Source organism: Sphingomonas abietis, assembly GCF_027625475.1.
In the GTDB taxonomy this organism is placed as follows: domain Bacteria; phylum Pseudomonadota; class Alphaproteobacteria; order Sphingomonadales; family Sphingomonadaceae; genus Solisphingomonas; species Solisphingomonas abietis.
On sequence record NZ_CP115174.1, the window covers coordinates 2,394,141 to 2,412,991 of the forward strand.

Here is an 18,851-nt window from a genome sequence, read left to right on the forward strand (position 1 = left end):
CATTCCGCAACTAAAAATAGCAGGTAGACAGCGGCCGATATCAGCCAGATTATAGCCGAAAGTAGATCCTGGCTTTCCGATGGCGGGCCGTTGACACGATGAATGGATAAGCCGGGGGCTTCGTGAAGGGTAACGGTGCGTGCTGATGTTGCGCGATCCGGTCGTAGGGCGTTTGGGGAGCGTCATCGACAAGCTGAGAGTGCAACTCGCGCTCGGCCTGTTGGGTGGCGTATTGCTGCCGACTCTCATGCTGCTGCCCTATCTTGGCGACGAGACCCGTGCCGGTCGCGGCGTCACCTACAGCATCGTCGGGGGCACATTGGCGATTATCGCCGCGACACTGATCGTCCGCCGGGTATCCTCCTTTCCCGGAACCCGTGCATTCACCTATATTCTGCCGTCTTTCGCCAGCTGCTATGGGCTTGTACTGGCCGGGCTCTTTCTGGCGCGCCTCGAATATAACCGGCTGTTCCTGTCGGTTTCCTTTGCGCTCTCCTTGCTGATCGCGCTGGGCACCGCATTGCACATCGCGCGCACCGTGCGCCGCTGCTTCTGGCTGGTGCCGTTCGGCCGCACCGAGCGGATGCGCGAAGCCTCCCATGTCGACTGGGTCGTGCTGACCTCCCCGGTCGTGCCGAGCGATCCCAATGCGGTGATCGTCGCCGACCTCCAGCATGACCATGACGACGCCTGGGCCCATATGCTGGCGGTGGCGGCCGTCACCGGCCACGCCGTCTATCACACCAAGGTGTTGATGGAGTCGCTCACCGGACGGGTCTCGATGGACCATCTTTCCGAAAACAGCTTCGGCTCGCTCCTGCCGAATCTCGCTTACGTCCATATCAAGCGGACGATCGACTTGCTCGGCGTCGTGTTCCTCCTGCCCTTTCTTGTGATCCCCTTGCTGGTGATCGCGATGCTGGTGAAACTCAGCTCGCCGGGGCCTGTCTTCTTCGTCCAGGAGCGCATGGGGCATCGGGGCGTGCCGTTCCGAATGGTCAAGTTCCGGACCATGTATGTCCGCGCCAAATCCGGGTCCGAAGCCGCACGCGGCGATGCGATGACGGCAAACCGCGATCTGCGCGTCACCGCCATCGGCCATATTCTGCGCCGCAGCCGGCTGGACGAGCTGCCCCAGATCTGGAACATCGTCAAAGGCGAGATGAGCTGGATCGGCCCTCGCCCGGAAGCCATCCCTTTGTCACAGTGGTATCAAGGCGATATTCCTTTCTACCATTATCGCCACATCATCCGGCCCGGCATTTCGGGCTGGGCGCAGGTCAATCAGGGGCATGTCACCGATCTCGAAGCGGTTCGGGACAAGCTCAAATATGATTTCTATTACATCAAGAACTTCTCGGCGTGGCTCGATCTGCTGATCTCACTGAAGACGCTCAGGGTCATCTCAAACGGGTTCGGTGCCCGTTGAGGCCCCGCCGCCAGCCGCGCTTCATGGGGCTTGCCCGCGGCCACTTTCTTCCGTGGCGGAAAGGCCCTAAACGCGAACGCGAAGGACGGCACGTTTCGCCATCCTGAGCGTTCCGGACATCATAGTGCGCATACCATCATTTCTGCGCCGGAAAGCCGGCCATGTCGAACCGACAAGCGCGCCCGCCATTCCGCCCGGCGAGCGCGTCTATGCGATCGGCGATGTCCACGGCTGCGCCGACGAACTGGAACGCTTGCTCGATATGATCGCGCAGGACCATGCGGCTCGCGGCCCCGCCAGGCAGACGGTGATCCTGCTCGGCGATCTGGTCAATCGCGGCCCCGATTCCGCCCGTGCGGTCCAGGTGGCGCGAGACCTGCTGGCATCGGGCACGGGGCGCCTCGTGAAGGGCAATCATGAGGAGCTGTTCATCCTCGCCGGCCGCGGCGACCGCCGGGCGATCCGCACTCTTCTGGCGGTCGGCGGCCTCACCACTCTGGCCAGCTTCGGTTTGACCGACGAGGAGATCCATGGCGGAAACTATCACGACCTCGCGCTGCTGCTGAAGCAGAGGATTCCTCGCGACATATTGGCCTTTCTCGATGCCGCCGAACAGAAGATCGCGATCGGCGACTATCTGTTCGTCCATGCCGGCATTCGCCCCGGCGTCCCGATCACCGAGCAGAACAGCGCCGATCTCCGCTGGATTCGCGACGAATTCCTGACGAGTCAGGCCGCGCATGGCGCGATGGTGGTCCACGGCCACACGATCACCGAAACCGTCGCCGAGCGGGAAAATCGAATCGGTATCGATACGGGCGCGTATCAGAGCGGCATTTTGACTGCGATCGGGCTGGAGGGCAGCGCCCGCTGGTTCCTTTCAACGACTGCGAAACTCTAGGCCGATGGCTGCTCCGGTACTTGCCGGGCGATCGGGTTTGACCTAGACAAAAATCGGGGGCCGGAACTTATTCCAGGTCCGGGGCGTGGGGATTGGCGGTTGCGCGTAGGAACCCGATGGCTGGTGCAGTTGATGGCATTGGCGTTGTTGGCCGGCTGCGCCCAGCGCGACCGGCATATGGCCTATAATCCATCCAGTTTTACGGCACCTGATCCGGCCTTGAACACCGATTCGCTGACGACCTACCGCCTGGGAACGGACGACGTGGTCACGGTGACGGTGTTCGGCGTGGATTCGCTGACCGGCGACCGGACGGTCGATGCGGCGGGCAATCTCAGCATGCCGTTGATCGGATCGGTTCCCGCCGCGGACAAGACGGCAGCCGAACTGCAAGCCGAGCTCACCGCGAAACTCGGTGCGCGCTATCTTCAGAATCCGCAGGTCACCGTGGTCCTGAAAGCGGCGGCGGCGCGCGAAGTGACGGTCGACGGTTCGGTGAGCACGCCGGGGCTGTACCCGATCGGCAACAGGACGACGCTCCTCAAGACCATCGCGATGGCCCATGGCACCTCGCAAGGGGCCAATCCGAAGAAGGTCGTGGTGTTTCGCCAGATCAAGGGGGAGCGCAACGCCGCCGCCTTCGATCTGACGACGATCCGCAACGGCATCGATCCTGATCCGACGATCTATCCGAACGACATCGTCGTCGTCGATGGCAAGCAGACCAGCCTGTTCTGGACGACGCTGTTGCAGACAGTACCTCTGGCGGCGCTCTTCACGCGCTTCTGAGAATATATAATGGCGATCAAGTCCTGCGGGTCGCACAGTCAAGAGCAGTGTTGCAGCTTTAGTGTCGCCCTGTTAGGCTCGATCTGGGAACCGCTGCGGCGCGGTAGAATTTGAGGGGTTCTAATGGCTAAAATGATGATATTCGGGGCCGTTCTGGCTCTCGCGGCCAGTGGGCCGGCGATGGCGGCGCAGACGGGCGATTCTTCCGCGCCGTCGAATGCGACGAGCGGCACGGCCAAGGGTGGCGCCCAGCACGCGGGTGTCTTCCGCAGCCCCACCAATATTGCGATCGCTCTCGGCGGTCTCGCGGCGGTGGGCGTCGGCGTTGCCGTCGCGACGAGCGGCCATGACGGTCATCGCCCTACGAGCCCGTGACATCTGAACGGTATCGTTTTTACTGATTTCGATATTGCAGCGCTCCGCAGTCGATAGCGATCCTGCGGAGCGGCGTGCCGGCGTCGTTGCATTCCTGGATCAAGCCTGGAGCTTTATAGTTGTCGCGCGCGATCAGCCGATATCTGGCACCCATCTATCTGACGCTGTGTCTGCTGCTGGGAGGGGCTAGTGCGGCTGGCTTTCTGGCGAACTGCGCTCTGCAACTGATCGGGCTATTGTGCATCCTGACGGTGGTCCTGTCCGGCTCGTTGCCGGTGCTGCCGCGACCGGCCCGCCTTCTACTTTGCCTGTTCGGCGCGGCGGCGGCGTTGTTGCTGTTCGAGCTGCTGCCCTTGCCGCCTTTTCTCTGGCAGCTGCTGCCCGGGCGCGGCGTGGAGGCGCAGGGCTATGCACTGCTCGGCATGAGCGCACCGTGGCTGCCCGTCACGCTGTCGCCAGACGGCACGCTGTCCGCCCTCGCATCGCTGATCCCTCCCGTCGCCATGATTCTGCTGGTCTATGCGTCGTCCGGCTATGGGCGGCTGTTTTCCGTCTATGCGCTGGTCGCGATCGCGATCCTGTCGATCCTGCTCGGGCTGTTCCAGAGAATGCAGGGGCCCGACTCCCCTTATTATATCTATGAAGTGACCAATCTCGGCGGCGTCGTCGGCTTTTTCGCGAACCGCAATCACCTCGCCACATTGCTGCTGACGACGCTGCCGTTCGTGAGCGCGCTGGCGGTCAGTCCCAAGCGCAATGCCAAGCAGGATGAGTCGAAGGTCGGCCGCCTGATGATCACGTGCTGCATGGGCCTGCTCATCGCGGTCGGCATTCTGGTGGTGAAGTCCGCCGCAGGCTGGATGCTTCTTCCGCCCACCCTGTTCGCAGGCGTGGCGATCTTCCTGCGCGGCGAAAGCGGCGTGGTGCCCCGCCCGGTGTTGCAGATCGGCACGCTGCTGTGTGTGGTCTGTGTCATCGCGTCGATCGCGGTGCCGATCAAATCGAACGATCTCGGCGACAAGCTGAGCGGCATCGACCCCCATATGCGCAACCAGTCGATCCGCACGACGGCGGCCGCCTCGCTGCACTATCTGCCATTCGGATCGGGCGGCGGCACCTTCACCCGCGTCTATCCCGAATATGAGAATGCCGAAAACGCGTCGCTGGAATATCTCAATCATGCCCATGACGATTATGTCGAAGTCGCGCTGGAGCATGGCCTGCCCGGTATCGCGCTGATCGTCGCGGCATTCATTTTCTGGCTGACGCTGGTCCGCCAGGTCTGGGCTCGCGAACGGGGCGATGCCCTGGCCCGTGCCGGTTCGATCGCGGTCGGCCTCATTTTCGCGCATTCCATTGTCGATTACCCGCTGCGCACGGCGGCCATCGCGGCCGTCGCGGCGCTCGCCGCCTCACTGATGGTCGCGCCCGAGTCCGCGGAGATGCCGAACTGGCAATCCACGCGCCGGCAGAGGCGGAAGAGGGGCAAGAGCGCACGGACGATCGATATTTCGGTGACAAACCGATGACAGCTGATCGCGGCCCCGTTGCGCAGGGCTCGGCCTTGCCGCTTGCCATGCGGGGCGATGCCACTGCATCTTCGCCCATGCGATTGCCGATCGCGAGCAGCAGCCTTTTCCGGACAAACGCGATATCATGAACGACATCACAGCCACCTTCCCGCAGGATCGTCCGGAAGACCCGAAAGGGCCGCTGGCGCACAAGGGCACCACCGCCCTCGCCAACCCCATTCAGGTGGAAAAGCCACCTCATCATTTCGACGTCAACGAGGCGTGGCGCATCCTGATGAAGTGGCGCTGGCTGATCGTCGGCATCATGATCGCGTCGATCGCGGTGGCGATCATCGTCACCGTGCTGACGACGCCGATCTATCGTTCCACGGTGACGCTCCAGATCAATACCCAGCCGCTGCAGGTCATGCAGCAGCAGGAGAATACCGACGTTCAGCCGGTATCGCGCGACGAGGCGACGTTCCTCGCGACGCAGATCGGTCTGCTGAGCAGCCGGACGCTCGCCGAGCGGGTGATGCGGACGCTGAACCTGGCGGACAACAACGCCTTCGTGAAGGGCTATCCCAATCGGCAGGCCCGCGAAGGCGCGGTCATCGCCAAGCTCATGAAGAATCTCGAGGTGACACCGCTTCGCGGCAGCACCCTGATCATGATCGGCTATGACGATCCGGACCCGGCATTGGCGGCCCGCATCATCAACGCTTTCTCGCAGGGCTTCATCGATACCTCGCTTGAACGAGGCTATAACGCCACCGCGTTCGCCCGCCAGTTCCTGCAGAGCCGGCTCGACGCGACGCGCGGCAAGCTGGAGAGCAGCGAGCGTGCGCTCGTGGCCTATGCCCGTTCGCAGAATATCCTGTCGCTCGACGGCAGCGCCAGTGCCGCCGGCGGCAAGGACGGCGACAGCGCGTCCGCGCAGGACTCCCTGTCCGCCCAGTCGCTCGTCGCCTACAACGAAGCGCTGACAGCCGCGACGCGCGACCGCATCGCAGCGGAGGAGGCCTATCGCCAGGGCGATCCCGCAGCGAGCGCGGCGGCCGAGAGCAATCCGGCGGTGCAGCAGTTGCGGGGGCAGCTGGCCGGCGTTCAGGCCGATTATCAGCAGAAGCTCGGCACCTATCGCCCCGATTATCCCGAATTGGTTGCGCTGCGTCAGCGCATGGACTCGCTCAGCAGCGCGATCAGCAGCGAGACCCACAAGCTCGCCTCCGCGCAGCGTGATACGTTGCGCTCGGCCTATGTCTCCGCTCGTGGCCGCGAGCAGGAACTGCAGAGCCAGGTCAACACCTATCGCTCGAACGTGCTGGATCTCCGCAATCGCGGCATCCAATATAATATCCTGCAGCGCGATCTCGATACCAACCGCTCGATCTATGATGCGCTGCTCCAGCGCTTCAAGGAGATCGGCGCGGCCAGCGGTGTCGGAGAAAGCCAGGCCGCGATCGTCGACAACGGTGTTCGGCCGAGCACGCCTTATTATCCCAACGTCTTCGAGAATCTGGCGATCGGCCTGCTCGCCGGTCTCGTGATCGGCCTGGGCACCGCCTTCGCGATCGAATTCATCGACGACACGATCAAGACGCCGGACGATGTCATCAACAAGCTGAAGATCCCGGTGCTCGGCGTGGTGCCCAAGAACAGCAAGGGCATGACCTTCGTCGACGAGCTGAAGGACCAGCGTTCGGAGATCAGCGAAGCCTATTACACGGTGATGAGCTCGATCCAGTTCATCGCGGGCAGCAGTTTCCCGCGCACGGCGCTGGTGACGAGCACGCGGCCGAGCGAAGGCAAATCGTCGAGCTCGCTGGCCCTGGCGCAGAATCTCGCACGCACCGGCGCCAGCGTGGTGCTGGTCGATGCCGATATGCGCAAGCCTTCGTTCAAGACCAGCCTGCCCGAGGAAATGGGCCTGGCGACTTTGCTGCTGTCTAACGGCGACGTCATGGAGCATGTCGCCGCGACGTCCCTGGCCAACCTCTCGCTGCTGTCGAGCGGCCCGATCCCGCCCAATCCCGCGGAGCTGCTGGCGACGCCGCGGATCAACACGATCATTGCGGAGCTGTCGGCGCATTTCGACATCGTGCTGATCGATTCGCCGCCGGTGCTGGGTTTTGCCGACGTGCCGGTGCTGTCCGCAATCTGCGATGCGACGATCCTGGTGGTCGAAGCCGGTGCGGTTCGCCGTCCGTCGGTGCTGAGTTCGCTGCGCCGGATCATGGCCGCCAACGGCCATGTCGCCGGGGCGATCCTGACCAAATATAACCCCCGCAACGGTGGTTATGGATACGGTTATGGCTATGGCTATGGCTACGGTTATGGCTACGCCCCCGGCAGCTCGCCGCGCTACGGCCAGGATGCCGAGGTTCGTCAGCTCGATATCGACCGGATCGCGTGATGGCAGACGATGCCCGTTTCGTTCCCGGCCCGGTGGTGCGATGGTCGATGCTCGGCGCCGCGCTCCTGCTGGGCTGGATATCCGTCCGCGCCGGCGTGCAGGGCAATTTCCAGGAGAGCGACCCTGCGGTCGCCGTGCAGGCCTGGCCGGCGGGCGGCACCGCCCTGGAGGCGCTCGCCCGCGGGCGTGTGGCGGCGGCAAGCGGGGAGATCGACGACACCACCCGTTCGCTCTACCGCAGCGCGCTGACGCAGGAGCCGCTGCTTGCGAATCCGCTGGCGCTGGCCGCGCTCGATGCGGCCAATTCGGGCCATACCGACCGTGCCGAAAGGCTGATGCTGGCGGCGCGCGACCGCGACATCCGCATCCCGATGGTTCGCTTCTGGCTGTTCGATCATTTCGTGCGAACCGGCCAATATCCCCGCGCGCTCGATGAAGTCGGCCCGGCGATCCGGTTGCAGTCCGATTCCATCACCGCCATCATGACGGTGCTGGCGGCGATCGCCAGCACGCCGGACGGCAATAGCGCATTGGCGCACAAGCTCGCGTCGCATCCGTTCTGGGAGACGGACTTCTTCAACACCGCCAAGAACAGCACGCCGCCGGAAGCGTTGCTGACGCTGCTGTCCCGCCTGCCCAACCCCGCCCAGGCGCTGGACGAGCAGCGCGCGGTGTTCCTGGCGCTGATCGATGCCGGGGACGGCGCCCGCGCCTATCAGACGTGGCGTCAACTCGTGCCGGCGGTCTACCGCACGCAGATTCAGGGCGTCTATGATGGCAATTTCAGCCACTGGCCCGGTGCCGAGCCATTCAACTGGATGCTGACCAACGACAGCAACGGTACTGCCCGGATGGTGAGCGCGAGCGATCTGCCGCAATCCACGGCCCTCGACGTGCGCTATTTCGGAACCGACGCCACCATGCTGGCCGAGCAATATACCGATGCCGCGCCCGGTCTCTACAAGCTCGAACTGGCCGCCCGGCGGCGCAGCACCGCCGCCACCGGCGGGCGGCTCGCCATGGAGGTGCGCTGCATGCGGGGCGACCTGCTGGCGACCCTGCCGCTTGATCCGCTCGATCTGGAACTGCGCGCCTTCTCGATGCCGGTGACGGTGCCGGCAGGGTGCGGGCTGCTGCGGGTTCGGCTGGTGGGCGCACCCGGCGATCTGTTCAGCGAGGTCGAGGCCCAGATCACCGGCGTCACGCTGGTGCGTGGTGGCTGACCGAAGGACGGCGTCGACGCCATGATGCGCCTGCGCGCGCTGACCCGATCCGATCTGGGCCGGCGCCTTGCCCTTGCCACCGTGTCCAGCGGCATCATCTGGGCCGCCGGGACGGCCGCGACCTTCGCGGTGGGGGTGCTGCTGGCGCGCCGGCTGGGGCCGGCCGGCTATGGCGTCTATGGCACGGCGATCGCCATCGTCACGCTGCTCGCGGTGCCCGCCCAGTTCGGTCTGCCCCTGCTCTCGACACGGGAAGTGTCGGCGGCGCGCGTGCGCGGCCGGGCGGACGAGGTGGCGGCACTCGGCTGGTGGTTCGCCGCGATCGTCGCCGGCGCCTCCCTCTTCCTCGCGGGCGGGCTCCGGCTCGCGAACGATGTTCTGCCCCTCGCCCCGCCGATCCGGCCGGCGATCGCCGCGGCAGCTTTGCTGTTGCCGGCATTGGCCTTGTCCGGGCTGACCAGCGGACTGCTGCGGGGACGCGAGCGTGTGATCACCAGCCAGTTGCTCGATGTGCTGATACGACCGCTCGTCTTCGTCGCCGCATTGCTCGCATGGTCGCAGCCGCTGGGGCCATCGCAGGCGATCGGCGCACAGGTGGTGGCCGCAGGAACCATCGCGCTGATCGGCTTCGTGCTGTTCTTCCGCGGGCTGCCGCTCACCATGTCCGGTGGTGCCGTCCGTCTCCGCACCTGGTCTGCCGCGGCCTTTCCGATGACATTGATGGAGGCGATGCGCGCGCTCGAAGGCAGCTATGCCGTGCTGGTGGCGAGCTATGTCGCGAGTATCGCCGATGCCGGGCTGCTGCGGGTGGCGATCGCCAGTTCGGTGATCCTGCAATTGCCGATCTCGTTGCAGAACATCGTCACGGCCCCCTTCCTCGCCGGCGCCCACGCGGCGGGCGAGACCCGGCGCCTGGCCCAGATCGTGGCGGCATCGACATTGTTCATGACCGGCGGGGTGGCGGCGGTGCTGATCGTCCTCGCCGTCGCGGGACGATGGGCGCTCCCCTTCGCCTTCGGGCAGGGCTTTGCCGGCGCCTATGTGCCGCTGATGATCCTGGGCGGCAACCAGTTGCTCTCGGCCATGATCGGCCCGAACATCATGCTGCTGAGCATGACCGGGCATGAGCGTATCGTCGCCCAGGCATTCATCGCATCGGTGCTGGCGGGCGTGGCGACGGCGGCGGTCCTCACGCCGATATTCGGCGTCACCGGCACCGCCGCCTCGACCTGGGTGGTCACCGCGATCCGGGGCGTGCTGCTCAATCGCCACGCGCGACAAACGCTGGGTCTCTCGCCGTCGCTTCTTGCCGCGATCGGGCAGTTCAGCCGTCACGGTGGTTCGGCGCGTCCGGATGCGGCATCCGGGCGGGGTGGCCTGTGAACGCCCCGGCGCGCGTCTGATGGCCCGCATCGCCCTGCTGTTGCCGGACCTGCAAGTGGGTGGCGCCGAGCGCGTCACGCTGACTCTGGCCGCGGGCCTGCTCGCGCTCGGCGACGGGGTCGATCTGGTGGTGCTCCGCCGGGAAGGGCCGCTGCTCGATGAAATCCCCGCCGGCCTCCGGCTGATTTCGCTCGATGCGCCACGATTGCGGCAGGCGGCGCGCCCGCTCGCCGATTATTATGCCCGCGAACGGCCCGATGCGCTGCTCGCGCCGATGTGGCCGCTCAGCAGCATCGCGGTATGGGCCGCCCGCCGCAGCGATACGCGCGTGGTCGTGATCGAGCACAATATGCTGTCGGTCGAAGCCCGGACATGGCGGCTGGCCGCCCGCCTCCTGCTCCGGCCGGTCCTGCGCTGGACCCATCGCCGCGCGGCCGCCCGGATATCGGTGTCGCAGGGTGCGGCGGACGATCTGGCGAGGCTGAGCGGCTTGCCGGGAGATGCCGTAGAGGCAGTCTATAACCCCATCCCCCTGCCCATCCCCCCTGTCGAGGACGAACGGCTCGACTGGGGCGGAACCGGGCGGCGGATCCTGACCGTCGGCCGTCTCAAGGCCCAGAAGAACCATCGTCTGCTGGTCGAGGCGTTCGCCCGGATGAGCCGTCCGGAAGACCGGCTCGCGATCGTGGGAGAAGGCGAGGAGCGCGCCGAGATCGAAAGGATCGCCGCCGAGCTGGGTGTGGCGGACAGGCTGTTGCTGCCGGGCTTCATGGCCGATCCCGGTCGCTGGTATGCCTCGGCCGATCTGTTCGTGCTGTCGTCCGACTATGAAGGCTTCGCCAATGTCGTGGCCGAGGCGCTGGGCTACGGGCTGACCGTGGTGTCGACCGACTGCCCGAGTGGCCCTGCCGAAATCCTCGCCGGTCTCGGCCGGTTGGTGCCGGTCGGCGATGCCGCTGCGCTGGCGGCTGCGATGACCTCCGCACTGGATGCGCCGGACGCACCCGATGCCGCCCGAACGCGCGCGGAAGCCTTTGCGCCGCAATCGATCACCCGGCGCTATCGCGCGCTGTTGCTGGGTGATGCCGGATGACGATCCTCTACATCAGCCAGGACGGCATCGCCGATCATATCGGCCAGAGCCAGATCGCGCCCTATATTCTCGGGCTCGCCGCCCGCGGTCATGACATCCATCTGATCAGCGCCGAGAAGGACGGCATGGAACCCATCCTCGCCCGCTATCGCGCGCGTTTCGATGCGGCTGGCGTGCGCTGGACGGTGGTGCGCTACCATAAGCCGCTGCTCGGCACGCTGCGCGATCTTGTGGCGATGACACGCGCCGCGCGGCGCATCGCGCGGGTCGAACATATCAGCCTGATCCATTGCCGCAGCCATCCGACCATGCCCGTCGGCATGGCGGTGAAGCGCTGGACCGGCGCCAGGCTGCTCTTCGACTTTCGCGACTTCTGGGCGGACACCGGCATCGCCAAGGGCCGCTTCGTGCCGATCTACCGCTTCTTCAAGCGGCTGGAACGGCGCTTCATCGCGGCTGCCGATCACGTTAATTGCCTCACCGAGCGCGCGGCGGCGTATCTGCGCCGTGTCTATCCCGAACAGCAGGCCAGCTGGTCGGTGATCCCGTGCTGCGCCGATTTCGATCTGTTCCGGCTGGCCACCGATGCCGGTGCGACCCGCGCCGAACTGGCCATCGCCGGGGATGCGACGGTATTGCTCTATCTCGGCAGCATCGGCCCGGACTATCTGCTCGATCGGATGATGGCGCTGTTCGCGGCTTTGCGCGGCCTCCGCCCCGATGCGATATTCCTGTTCGTCGTCAACAATGCGGCCGAGACCGTCCATGCCGCCGCCGCCGCCGCCGGGCTGCCGCGCGAGGCGATCCGCGTCACTGGTGCCCCGCGCGAGCGCGTGCCGGCCTTGATCGGGGCGGCCAATCTCTCGGTGGTGTTCATCCGTGCCGATCTCTCGAAGATCGGCTGCTCGCCGACCAAGCTCGGCGAGACATTGGCCTGCGGCGTGCCGGTCGTGGCCAATGCCGGTGTCGGCGATCTCGACGCGCTGCTCGATCCCGCTGTCAATGGATCGCTCACCGTGACCGATTTCGCGCCGGCGACCTTGCGGGATGGGCTTGAACGGGTTTTGCATTCGTCCCTTTCCGGCGCAGAAATCCGCCAATCCGCTCTGGCGTTCAGCCTCGAATCCGGCATAAATGCCTATGCTTCGGTGTATGAGGCGCTCAGGGGGGGATCATGAGCCGGATGGATGCGTATCCCGTCTTGGAACGGCGATGCTGAACGTCGTCGTTTTGAACGGCGGCCGTGGCGCCGCGACGCTGCTGCCGTCGCTGCTCGATCTGCCGGGCGTCCGGCTGACCTCGATCGTCAACGCCTATGACGACGGCAAGTCGACCGGCGAGATCCGGCGTTTCTTCGGGATGCTGGGGCCGTCCGACCTCCGCAAGGTGCAGGCGCTGATGCTGCCGCAGGATGGCACCCAAGCCGCCGCCCGCGCGCTGTTCGATCATCGCTTCGCCGACGACATCGGCCATGCCGAGGCCTGGGCCACGCTCGCCCGGTTTCGTGACGGCGGCGATCTGCCGGCTGCGATCGGCGTGCTGCCGCTTCGGATCGCCAACGTGCTGCGTGGCTGGATCGATCGCTTCCTCGACGCGCTGCCGCTCGCGGAGACGGTGATCGGCCGCCGCTTTGCCTTCGGCGACTGCGCGATCATGAACATCCTCTACGCCGGCGCCTTCCTCGCCTGCGCGCGCGACATGGAGGAGACGGTGTCCGCCGTCGACCGGCTGTTCCGGCTGCGCGGCGTGGTGCTGCCCAACAGCTGCGACGATCGCTGGCTGGCCGCCGAGCGGGAGGACGGCACGATCCTGTCGACCGAGGCCGAGATCGTCGAATTGCGCTCGAACGACCGGCTCGCGCGGCTTTTCCTGCTGGAACGGCCGGTCGATGCGGAGGCGCTGGCGCGGCTCGATAGCGCCGACCGGGCGCGTTTTCTCGCTCAGCGCCACACGCCCGTCCGGCTGTCGGCCGGCGCGCGGCTGGCGATCGAGCAGGCCGATGCGATCATCTATTCGGCCGGCACCCAGCACAGCTCGCTATACCCGACCTATATGTCGCGCGGCATCGCCGCCGACATCGCGGCGAACAGCGGCGCCTTGAAGGTGTTCGTCACCAACATCGGCGCCGATTACGAGACGCCGCGCTATCGCACCTCCGATTTCGTGCAGGGCGCATTGCGCTTCCTCCGCCTCGGCGTGGAGCGCTTCATCGCCACCGAGGATCTGATCCACGTCGCGCTGATCAATTCCAGCCGGATCAAGCCCGACGAAACCTATGTCGACGACGATGCCGAGAATTTTGCCGATCTGCCGGTGATGCGGATCGTCGCCGATCTCGAATCCCGCGCGGCGCCGGGCAAGCATGATGGCGCGGCGATCGTGCGGTTGATCATGGAACAGCTCGATCGCCGCGAAGAGGCAAGGCGCCATGCACGGGCCTGAGCGGTTGCTGGCGGGGCGCCGGCTGTTCATCTTCGATCTCGACGGCACGCTGGCCGACAGCTCGCCGATCCATGCCGCCGCCTTCGCCACCGTGCTGGCGCCGCGCGGCATCGCCGTCGACTATCCCGCGATCGCCGGCATGGCGACCGCACCGGCGATGCGGCACCTGCTCGCCTTGGCCGGGCAGCAGCCCGACGACGCCGAACTCGCCGCGCTCGTCGCCGCGAAGCGGGCCGCCGCGCGACAGGCCCTCGTCGGGCTGCGCGAGATAGCAGGGGCCGGCGCCTTCGTCGCTTGTGCCGCCCGCCATCATCGGCTGGCGCTTTGCACCTCGGCGGCGCGCGTGACCGCCGACGCGACGCTCGCGGTGCTGGGGCTGGCGGATCGCTTCGAGACGATCGTTACCGCCGACGATGTCGCGAAGCCGAAGCCCGATGCCGAGGCGTTCCTGGCCGTCCTCGATCGTGCCGGGGTGGCCGCCGCCGATGCGCTGATATTCGAGGATAGCGAGGCCGGGCTTGCCGCCGCGCATGCCGCCGGGATCGATGCGATCCGGATCGGCGAAGGGGCCGCCGACTGGCCCCGCCTTACCCTGCTGCTGGATGGAGCGGCTGCGTGAAGATCCTCGCGGCGGTGGTCACGCATAACCGTTGCGTGCTGCTGGAACGCTGCGTCGATGCGATCCGCGCCCAGACCAGGCCGGCGGACGGCGTGGTCGTCATCAACAATGCCAGCACCGACGGCACCGTGGCGATGCTCGATGCCAAGGGCGTGGCCCATGTCGATCAGGCCAATCTCGGCTCGGCCGGCGGCTGGAACCGCGCCATCGCGGAGTGTCTCGCGGGGGGCTATGACGCCGTCTGGCTGATGGACGATGACGGCTATCCCGACGCCGATGCGCTGGCGGCCCTGGCCGGCAGCCTGACCGACGGCATCGCCTGCGTCTCGTCGGTGGTGCTGCGCGAGACCGAGCCGACCCATTTCGTCTTTCCCTTCCCGCTGCTCGATCGGGCCGGCCTGCCGGTGGTGATGGCCCGGCCACGCAAGCTGGCGACGCTCGCCGAACTGGACGGCATCGCGCAGGCCGGCAGCTATCCTTTCGCGCATCTGTTCAACGGCGCCCTCATCGCGCGGGCCGCGATCGACGCGGCCGGCACGGTCGATACCGGATTCTTCATGTTCGGCGACGAGGTCGATTATTTCTTCCGACTGCGCCAAGTGGGCGAAGTCCGTTCGGTGCTGGCCGCGCGTCATTATCATCCCGACGTCGCGCGCCGGCCGCTGACACCCGCCAAGCTCTATTATTATCTCAAGAATACGCTGATTTTGAACCGCCGTTACTTTGACAAGGTGGCGGTGCGTGATGCATTGACGCTCGGAGTGGGATTGGCGCGCTACGGCGCGCGCAATGGGTGGTATTCTCTCGTCATCATGCTGGTCTGGCGTCGGCGGCAATTGGTGCCGCGCGCCATATCTCGGGGTCTACGTGGAAAGGTAGGGCCCGACTTCAATGAGTGAACCCCGTGTGCTGATCGCCGCCGCCGGCGCGGGCGCGCGCGCCGGCCTGCCCTATCCCAAGACGCTGCATCCCGTGCAGGGCCGAGCGATCCTGGGCCGCCTGCTCGATGTGACGGCACGCCTCGATCCCAGCCCGACGATCATCGTCTCGCCGTCGGGACGTGCGCCGATCACCCAGTTTCTCGATAGCGAAGGCGCGCGCGCGCATCTGGTCGAACAGGCCTTGCCGACCGGTATGGGAGATGCGGTGCTGGCGTTCGAACGCTCGCCCGCCGCGGCCGGCGCGGATACCGTGGTGCTGGCGTGGGGGGACATCCCCTTCCTGTCCTCCGAGACCGTAGCGGCGACGCTCGCGCATCATCAGCGAACCGGCGCGGTGCTGACCTTCCCCTCGATCCGCGTCGACCGCGCCTACACGATCGTCTCGCGCGCTGCCGATGGCAGCGTCGCGGCGCTGGACGAGACCCGCCTGTCGGGCGCCGAACCCGGACCCGGCGAACGCGATATCGGCCTGTTCCTGTTTCGCGCCGCCCCGGTGCTGACCGCGCTGCGACAGTCGGCCGCCGAGCATGATCCGGCGCGGGGCGAGCATGGGTTCCTGCAGCTGATCCGGCGCCTGGTGGCCGCCGGGCATCGTGTCGAGGCCCCGCCGATCGCGACGGATCGCGAAACCATCTCCTTGAATGCCCTCAGCGATCTCGGGGCCGACGCCTGATGTGCGGCATTGCAGGAATGCTGACCATCGGGGCCGTCACCGAAACCGTGATGCGGGCCATGGCCGATGCGGTGGCGCATCGCGGCCCGGATGACGAGGGCGTGTGGATCGATGCCGGCGCAGGCATCGGCCTGGCCCACCGGCGGCTGTCGATCGTCGATCTCTCCGCGGCCGGGCACCAGCCCTTCCATTCGCGCTGTGGCCGCTTCGTGCTCAGCTACAATGGCGAGATCTACAACCATGCCGAACTGCGACGGACGATCGAGGAGAAGGGGCCGGTTCCGTGGCGTGGCCATTCGGATACCGAGACCCTGCTGGAAGCGATCGCGCTCTGGGGGCTGAGCGAGGCGCTCCAGCGTGCGAGCGGCATGTTCGCGCTGGCGCTATGGGATCGCGAGACCCGTGAACTCAGCCTCGCGCGCGATCGGGTGGGCGAGAAACCGCTTTATTATGGCTGGAGCGGCGATCGCCTGCTGTTCGGATCGAGCCTCGCCTCGTTCCGCGCGGTGCCGGGCTTCGCCGGCGAGGCCGATCCCGATGTCACCGCGCTCTATCTGCGGTTCAACTGCGTGCCGGCCCCCTATTCGATCTATCGCCGCGTCTACAAGGTGATGCCCGGTACGATCGTGACGATCGACCAGCGCGCCATCGGCCGGGCGCCGTCGCAGCCGCCGGCGGTGCCGTCCCGCCAGGTCGGGCTGTCCACCATGCGCTACTGGTCGCTCGCCACGGTGGCGAAGAACGGCGCGGGCCGAGCCGAGCATGATCCGGATCGTGCCCTCGCCACGCTCGAACAGCGGCTCACCACCGCCGTGGCGCAGCAGACCATGGGGGATGTGCCGATCGGCGCGTTCCTGTCCGGCGGGGTCGACAGTTCGCTCATCGTCGCCCTGATGCAGCGCGCGATCGGGGAACGGGTCCGCACCTTCACGCTCGGCTTCGACGATCCGTTGATGGACGAGGCCCCGCACGCCGCCGCCATCGCCCGCCACCTCGGCACCGAGCATCACGAACATTATATCACGCCGGCCGACGCGGCGGATGCCGTCGCCGCGATGCCGTCGATCTACGACGAACCCTTCGCCGACTCCTCCCAGATCGCGACCTATATCCTGAGCCGGGAGACGCGGCGCACGGTGACGGTGGCGTTGTCGGGCGACGGCGGCGACGAATTGTTCGGCGGCTATAACCGCTACATGATGACAAGCCGGATCTTCGATCGGCTTTCGATGCTGCCGGCCAGCGGGCGGCGGGGGCTCGGCCGGATGCTGGCCGGCATCTCGACCGACATGTGGGATCGGATGGGCGCGCTGCCCTTCGCCCCGAACGTGCCGATGCTCGGCAACAAGGCCCACAAGGTCGCCCGCGCAATGCGCTCCGGCGGTGGCTTGGACGAGATCTACGCGGCCTTCACCGAGGAATGGCATTCGGGCGTGCCCATTGCCCATGACAGGCGCATCGCCGCACCGGCCCTCGACGGCGCCTTCGAGGCCAAGACCCGCGAAGAGCAGATGATGTACTGGGACATGATGTCCTATTTGCCGGACGATATTCTGGCCAAGGTCGATCGCGCCTCCATGGCGGTAGGGCTCGAGGTGCGGGCACCGATGCTGGATCGCGATGTCGTCGCGGCCGCTTGGGAGACACCATTGTCGCTCAAAATTCGCGATGGCCAGAGCAAATGGTTGCTGCGCCAGCTTCTCTTCCGCTACGTGCCTCCTGTACTGATCGAAAGGCCGAAGACAGGGTTCGGCGTGCCGTTGGGTCGTTGGTTGCGTGGTCCGCTTCGGGATTGGGCCGAAAGCCTGCTCTCGACTGCCGCGCTGGATCGCGTCGCGGGTCTCGACGCGATCGCCGTGCAGCGTCGCTGGCAACAGCATCTGCGCGGGACACACGACTGGACGGCGGCCTTATGGTCCGTGCTCATGCTGATGGGGTGGCAAAGCGAGTGCTGATCTACTGGGCCTTCATGGGGTTCGCCTGCTTCATGGCGATGATCGAGCAGGGCGTCGAGCGGGTGAGCCACCGCGTCAACTTCATCTGGGTCATGTTCACGATCGCGCTTGCGCTGTTCATCGGCGGCCGATGGAAAACCGGCGGCGACTGGGGCAATTACTATGTGAACCTCGAGCCTTTCTATCAGATGCGGCTCGGAGAAGCGGCAGCGTCATCGAAGGATGTCGGCTTCACCCTGCTCGAGATCATCGCGGCCGAGTTCACCACCGGCATCGTCGTCATCACCATGTTCAGCGGCATCGTCATGGCGGTCGCGCTGCTGATCTTCTGTCTCCGGCAACCGCGGCCTTGGCTGTGCATGGCGGTGGCCTTTCCCTATCTCGTCGTCGTCTGCGGCATGGGCTATATCCGGCAGGGCATCGCCATCTCGTTCATCATGGTCGGCCTGACCGCCCTGGATCGCGACCGGATCGAACGCTATATCGGCTGGGTGATGGCCGGCGCGATGTTCCACGCGACCGCACTGGCGATGATCCCGCTCGGCGCCGTCGTCAGCAAGAAGAACCGGCTGCTGGTGATTGCGATGGTGGGCGCGATCACGCTTCTGGCTTATCATTACCTGATCGCCTCGCGCGCCGACAATCTGGTCACCAATTATGTCGATGTCGAAGCGGAATCGTCCGGCGCGCTCGTCCGTTCGCTGATGGGCGCCCTGCCCGGTGCGATATTCCTGGTGTTCCGCAAGAATTTCGGCCTGTCCGGCAGCGCGCTGCTCGCCTGGATGGCGCTGAGCGCCGCCGCGATCGCGACCGTGCCGGCGGTGCTGCTCTACCCGTCCTCCACCGTGGTCGACCGGCTCGGCCTGTACCTGCTGCCGGTGCAGTGCTTCGTCTATGCCCGCGCGCCCGATGCACTCGCCAGGAACGCGCAGCAGCGCCTGTTCTTCGCGATCGGCACGTTGTTGCTCTACATCGTCGTCTTCTTCACCTTCATCAATTACAGCGACCATGCCAAATCATGGGTGCCCTACCGCTTTTACCTGTTCGAGGATGGCATTTGCCTCGAATGCGGTGGCCCAGACCGGTCCTATTGACGTGTCG

16 protein-coding genes are annotated in these 18,851 nt (G+C 66.0%); 15 read left to right on the plus strand and 1 reads right to left on the minus strand.

Features of this window, described 5'->3' with window-relative positions:
- The first annotated feature begins 145 nt into the window (after window positions 1-145).
- The 3 genes from PBT88_RS11355 (at window position 146) to PBT88_RS11365 (ending at window position 3,119) form a co-directional block, all read left to right on the plus strand.
- Entirely contained in the window at window positions 146-1,429 is a 1,284-nt protein-coding gene (locus PBT88_RS11355) for a sugar transferase (protein WP_270079239.1), read from the plus strand.
- Window positions 1,430-1,553: 124 nt separating this feature from the next.
- Window positions 1,554-2,330 (plus strand): metallophosphoesterase, encoded by a 777-nt coding sequence (locus PBT88_RS11360; RefSeq protein ID WP_270075459.1) that lies wholly within the window; start codon window positions 1,554-1,556, stop codon window positions 2,328-2,330.
- 219 nt (window positions 2,331-2,549) lie between these two features.
- Window positions 2,550-3,119 carry a polysaccharide biosynthesis/export family protein gene (locus tag PBT88_RS11365; RefSeq protein ID WP_270075460.1) on the plus strand — a complete coding sequence of 190 codons (570 nt, stop codon included), beginning with the start codon at window positions 2,550-2,552 and terminating at the stop codon, window positions 3,117-3,119.
- A gap of 120 nt (window positions 3,120-3,239) precedes the next feature.
- Here PBT88_RS11365 and PBT88_RS11370 read toward each other — a convergent pair whose 3' ends face one another.
- Window positions 3,240-3,476, minus strand: coding sequence for a hypothetical protein (locus PBT88_RS11370; protein ID WP_270075461.1), 237 nt, complete (start codon window positions 3,474-3,476; stop codon window positions 3,240-3,242).
- A 137-nt stretch (window positions 3,477-3,613) separates the two neighbouring features.
- Here PBT88_RS11370 and PBT88_RS11375 point away from each other — a divergent pair, with 137 nt between their 5' ends.
- The 12 genes from PBT88_RS11375 to PBT88_RS11430 all read left to right on the plus strand — a co-directional run bounded on the left by PBT88_RS11375 (window position 3,614) and on the right by PBT88_RS11430 (window position 18,844).
- Window positions 3,614-5,023, plus strand: coding sequence for an O-antigen ligase family protein (locus PBT88_RS11375; RefSeq protein WP_270075462.1), 1,410 nt, complete (start codon window positions 3,614-3,616; stop codon window positions 5,021-5,023).
- Window positions 5,024-5,150: 127 nt separating this feature from the next.
- Entirely contained in the window at window positions 5,151-7,421 is a 2,271-nt protein-coding gene (locus tag PBT88_RS11380; RefSeq protein WP_270075463.1) for a GumC family protein, read from the plus strand.
- On the plus strand, window positions 7,421-8,644 hold the full coding sequence (locus PBT88_RS11385; RefSeq protein ID WP_270075464.1) for a hypothetical protein: 1,224 nt from the start codon (window positions 7,421-7,423) through the stop codon (window positions 8,642-8,644). The genes PBT88_RS11380 and PBT88_RS11385 overlap by 1 nt, the downstream gene beginning before the upstream one ends.
- A 21-nt stretch (window positions 8,645-8,665) precedes the next feature.
- Window positions 8,666-10,027 (plus strand): lipopolysaccharide biosynthesis protein, encoded by a 1,362-nt coding sequence (locus tag PBT88_RS11390; protein ID WP_270075465.1) that lies wholly within the window; start codon window positions 8,666-8,668, stop codon window positions 10,025-10,027.
- Between the two features lie 19 nt (window positions 10,028-10,046).
- On the plus strand, window positions 10,047-11,120 hold the full coding sequence (locus PBT88_RS11395; protein WP_270075466.1) for a glycosyltransferase: 1,074 nt from the start codon (window positions 10,047-10,049) through the stop codon (window positions 11,118-11,120).
- Complete coding sequence (locus tag PBT88_RS11400; protein WP_270075467.1) at window positions 11,117-12,298, plus strand: glycosyltransferase; 1,182 nt, start codon at window positions 11,117-11,119, stop codon at window positions 12,296-12,298. The genes PBT88_RS11395 and PBT88_RS11400 overlap by 4 nt, the downstream gene beginning before the upstream one ends.
- 34 nt (window positions 12,299-12,332) lie before the next feature.
- Entirely contained in the window at window positions 12,333-13,562 is a 1,230-nt protein-coding gene (locus PBT88_RS11405; RefSeq protein WP_270075468.1) for a 2-phospho-L-lactate transferase CofD family protein, read from the plus strand.
- The gene (locus PBT88_RS11410) at window positions 13,549-14,181 is read left to right on the plus strand and encodes an HAD family hydrolase (protein WP_270075469.1); all 633 of its coding nucleotides are present in this window, start codon (window positions 13,549-13,551) and stop codon (window positions 14,179-14,181) included. The genes PBT88_RS11405 and PBT88_RS11410 overlap by 14 nt, the downstream gene beginning before the upstream one ends.
- Window positions 14,178-15,080: a glycosyltransferase gene (locus PBT88_RS11415; RefSeq protein ID WP_270075470.1), complete on the plus strand. Its 903-nt coding sequence runs from the start codon at window positions 14,178-14,180 to the stop codon at window positions 15,078-15,080. Before PBT88_RS11410 ends, PBT88_RS11415 begins: the two co-directional genes overlap by 4 nt.
- On the plus strand, window positions 15,073-15,795 hold the full coding sequence (locus tag PBT88_RS11420) for an NTP transferase domain-containing protein (RefSeq protein WP_270075471.1): 723 nt from the start codon (window positions 15,073-15,075) through the stop codon (window positions 15,793-15,795). The genes PBT88_RS11415 and PBT88_RS11420 overlap by 8 nt, the downstream gene beginning before the upstream one ends.
- Window positions 15,796-15,812: 17 nt before the next feature.
- Entirely contained in the window at window positions 15,813-17,750 is a 1,938-nt protein-coding gene (asnB, locus tag PBT88_RS11425; RefSeq protein WP_270075472.1) for an asparagine synthase (glutamine-hydrolyzing), read from the plus strand.
- The gene (locus PBT88_RS11430; protein ID WP_270075473.1) at window positions 17,744-18,844 is read left to right on the plus strand and encodes an EpsG family protein; all 1,101 of its coding nucleotides are present in this window, start codon (window positions 17,744-17,746) and stop codon (window positions 18,842-18,844) included. Before asnB ends, PBT88_RS11430 begins: the two co-directional genes overlap by 7 nt.
- Window positions 18,845-18,851 lie beyond the last annotated feature (7 nt).

Excerpts from the sequence above, each read along its gene's own strand:
- PBT88_RS11355 (WP_270079239.1), top strand. The coding sequence starts at position 146 with ATGTTGCGCGATCCGGTCGTAGGGCGTTTGGGGAGCGTCATCGACAAG.
- PBT88_RS11370 (WP_270075461.1), bottom strand. The coding sequence starts at position 3,476 with ATGACCGTCATGGCCGCTCGTCGCGACGGCAACGCCGACGCCCACCGC.
- PBT88_RS11380 (WP_270075463.1), top strand. The coding sequence starts at position 5,151 with ATGAACGACATCACAGCCACCTTCCCGCAGGATCGTCCGGAAGACCCG.
- PBT88_RS11385 (WP_270075464.1), top strand. The coding sequence starts at position 7,421 with ATGGCAGACGATGCCCGTTTCGTTCCCGGCCCGGTGGTGCGATGGTCG.
- PBT88_RS11390 (WP_270075465.1), top strand. The coding sequence starts at position 8,666 with ATGATGCGCCTGCGCGCGCTGACCCGATCCGATCTGGGCCGGCGCCTT.
- PBT88_RS11395 (WP_270075466.1), top strand. The coding sequence starts at position 10,047 with ATGGCCCGCATCGCCCTGCTGTTGCCGGACCTGCAAGTGGGTGGCGCC.
- PBT88_RS11400 (WP_270075467.1), top strand. The coding sequence starts at position 11,117 with ATGACGATCCTCTACATCAGCCAGGACGGCATCGCCGATCATATCGGC.
- PBT88_RS11405 (WP_270075468.1), top strand. The coding sequence starts at position 12,333 with ATGCTGAACGTCGTCGTTTTGAACGGCGGCCGTGGCGCCGCGACGCTG.
- PBT88_RS11410 (WP_270075469.1), top strand. The coding sequence starts at position 13,549 with ATGCACGGGCCTGAGCGGTTGCTGGCGGGGCGCCGGCTGTTCATCTTC.
- PBT88_RS11420 (WP_270075471.1), top strand. The coding sequence starts at position 15,073 with ATGAGTGAACCCCGTGTGCTGATCGCCGCCGCCGGCGCGGGCGCGCGC.
- asnB (WP_270075472.1), top strand. The coding sequence starts at position 15,813 with ATGCTGACCATCGGGGCCGTCACCGAAACCGTGATGCGGGCCATGGCC.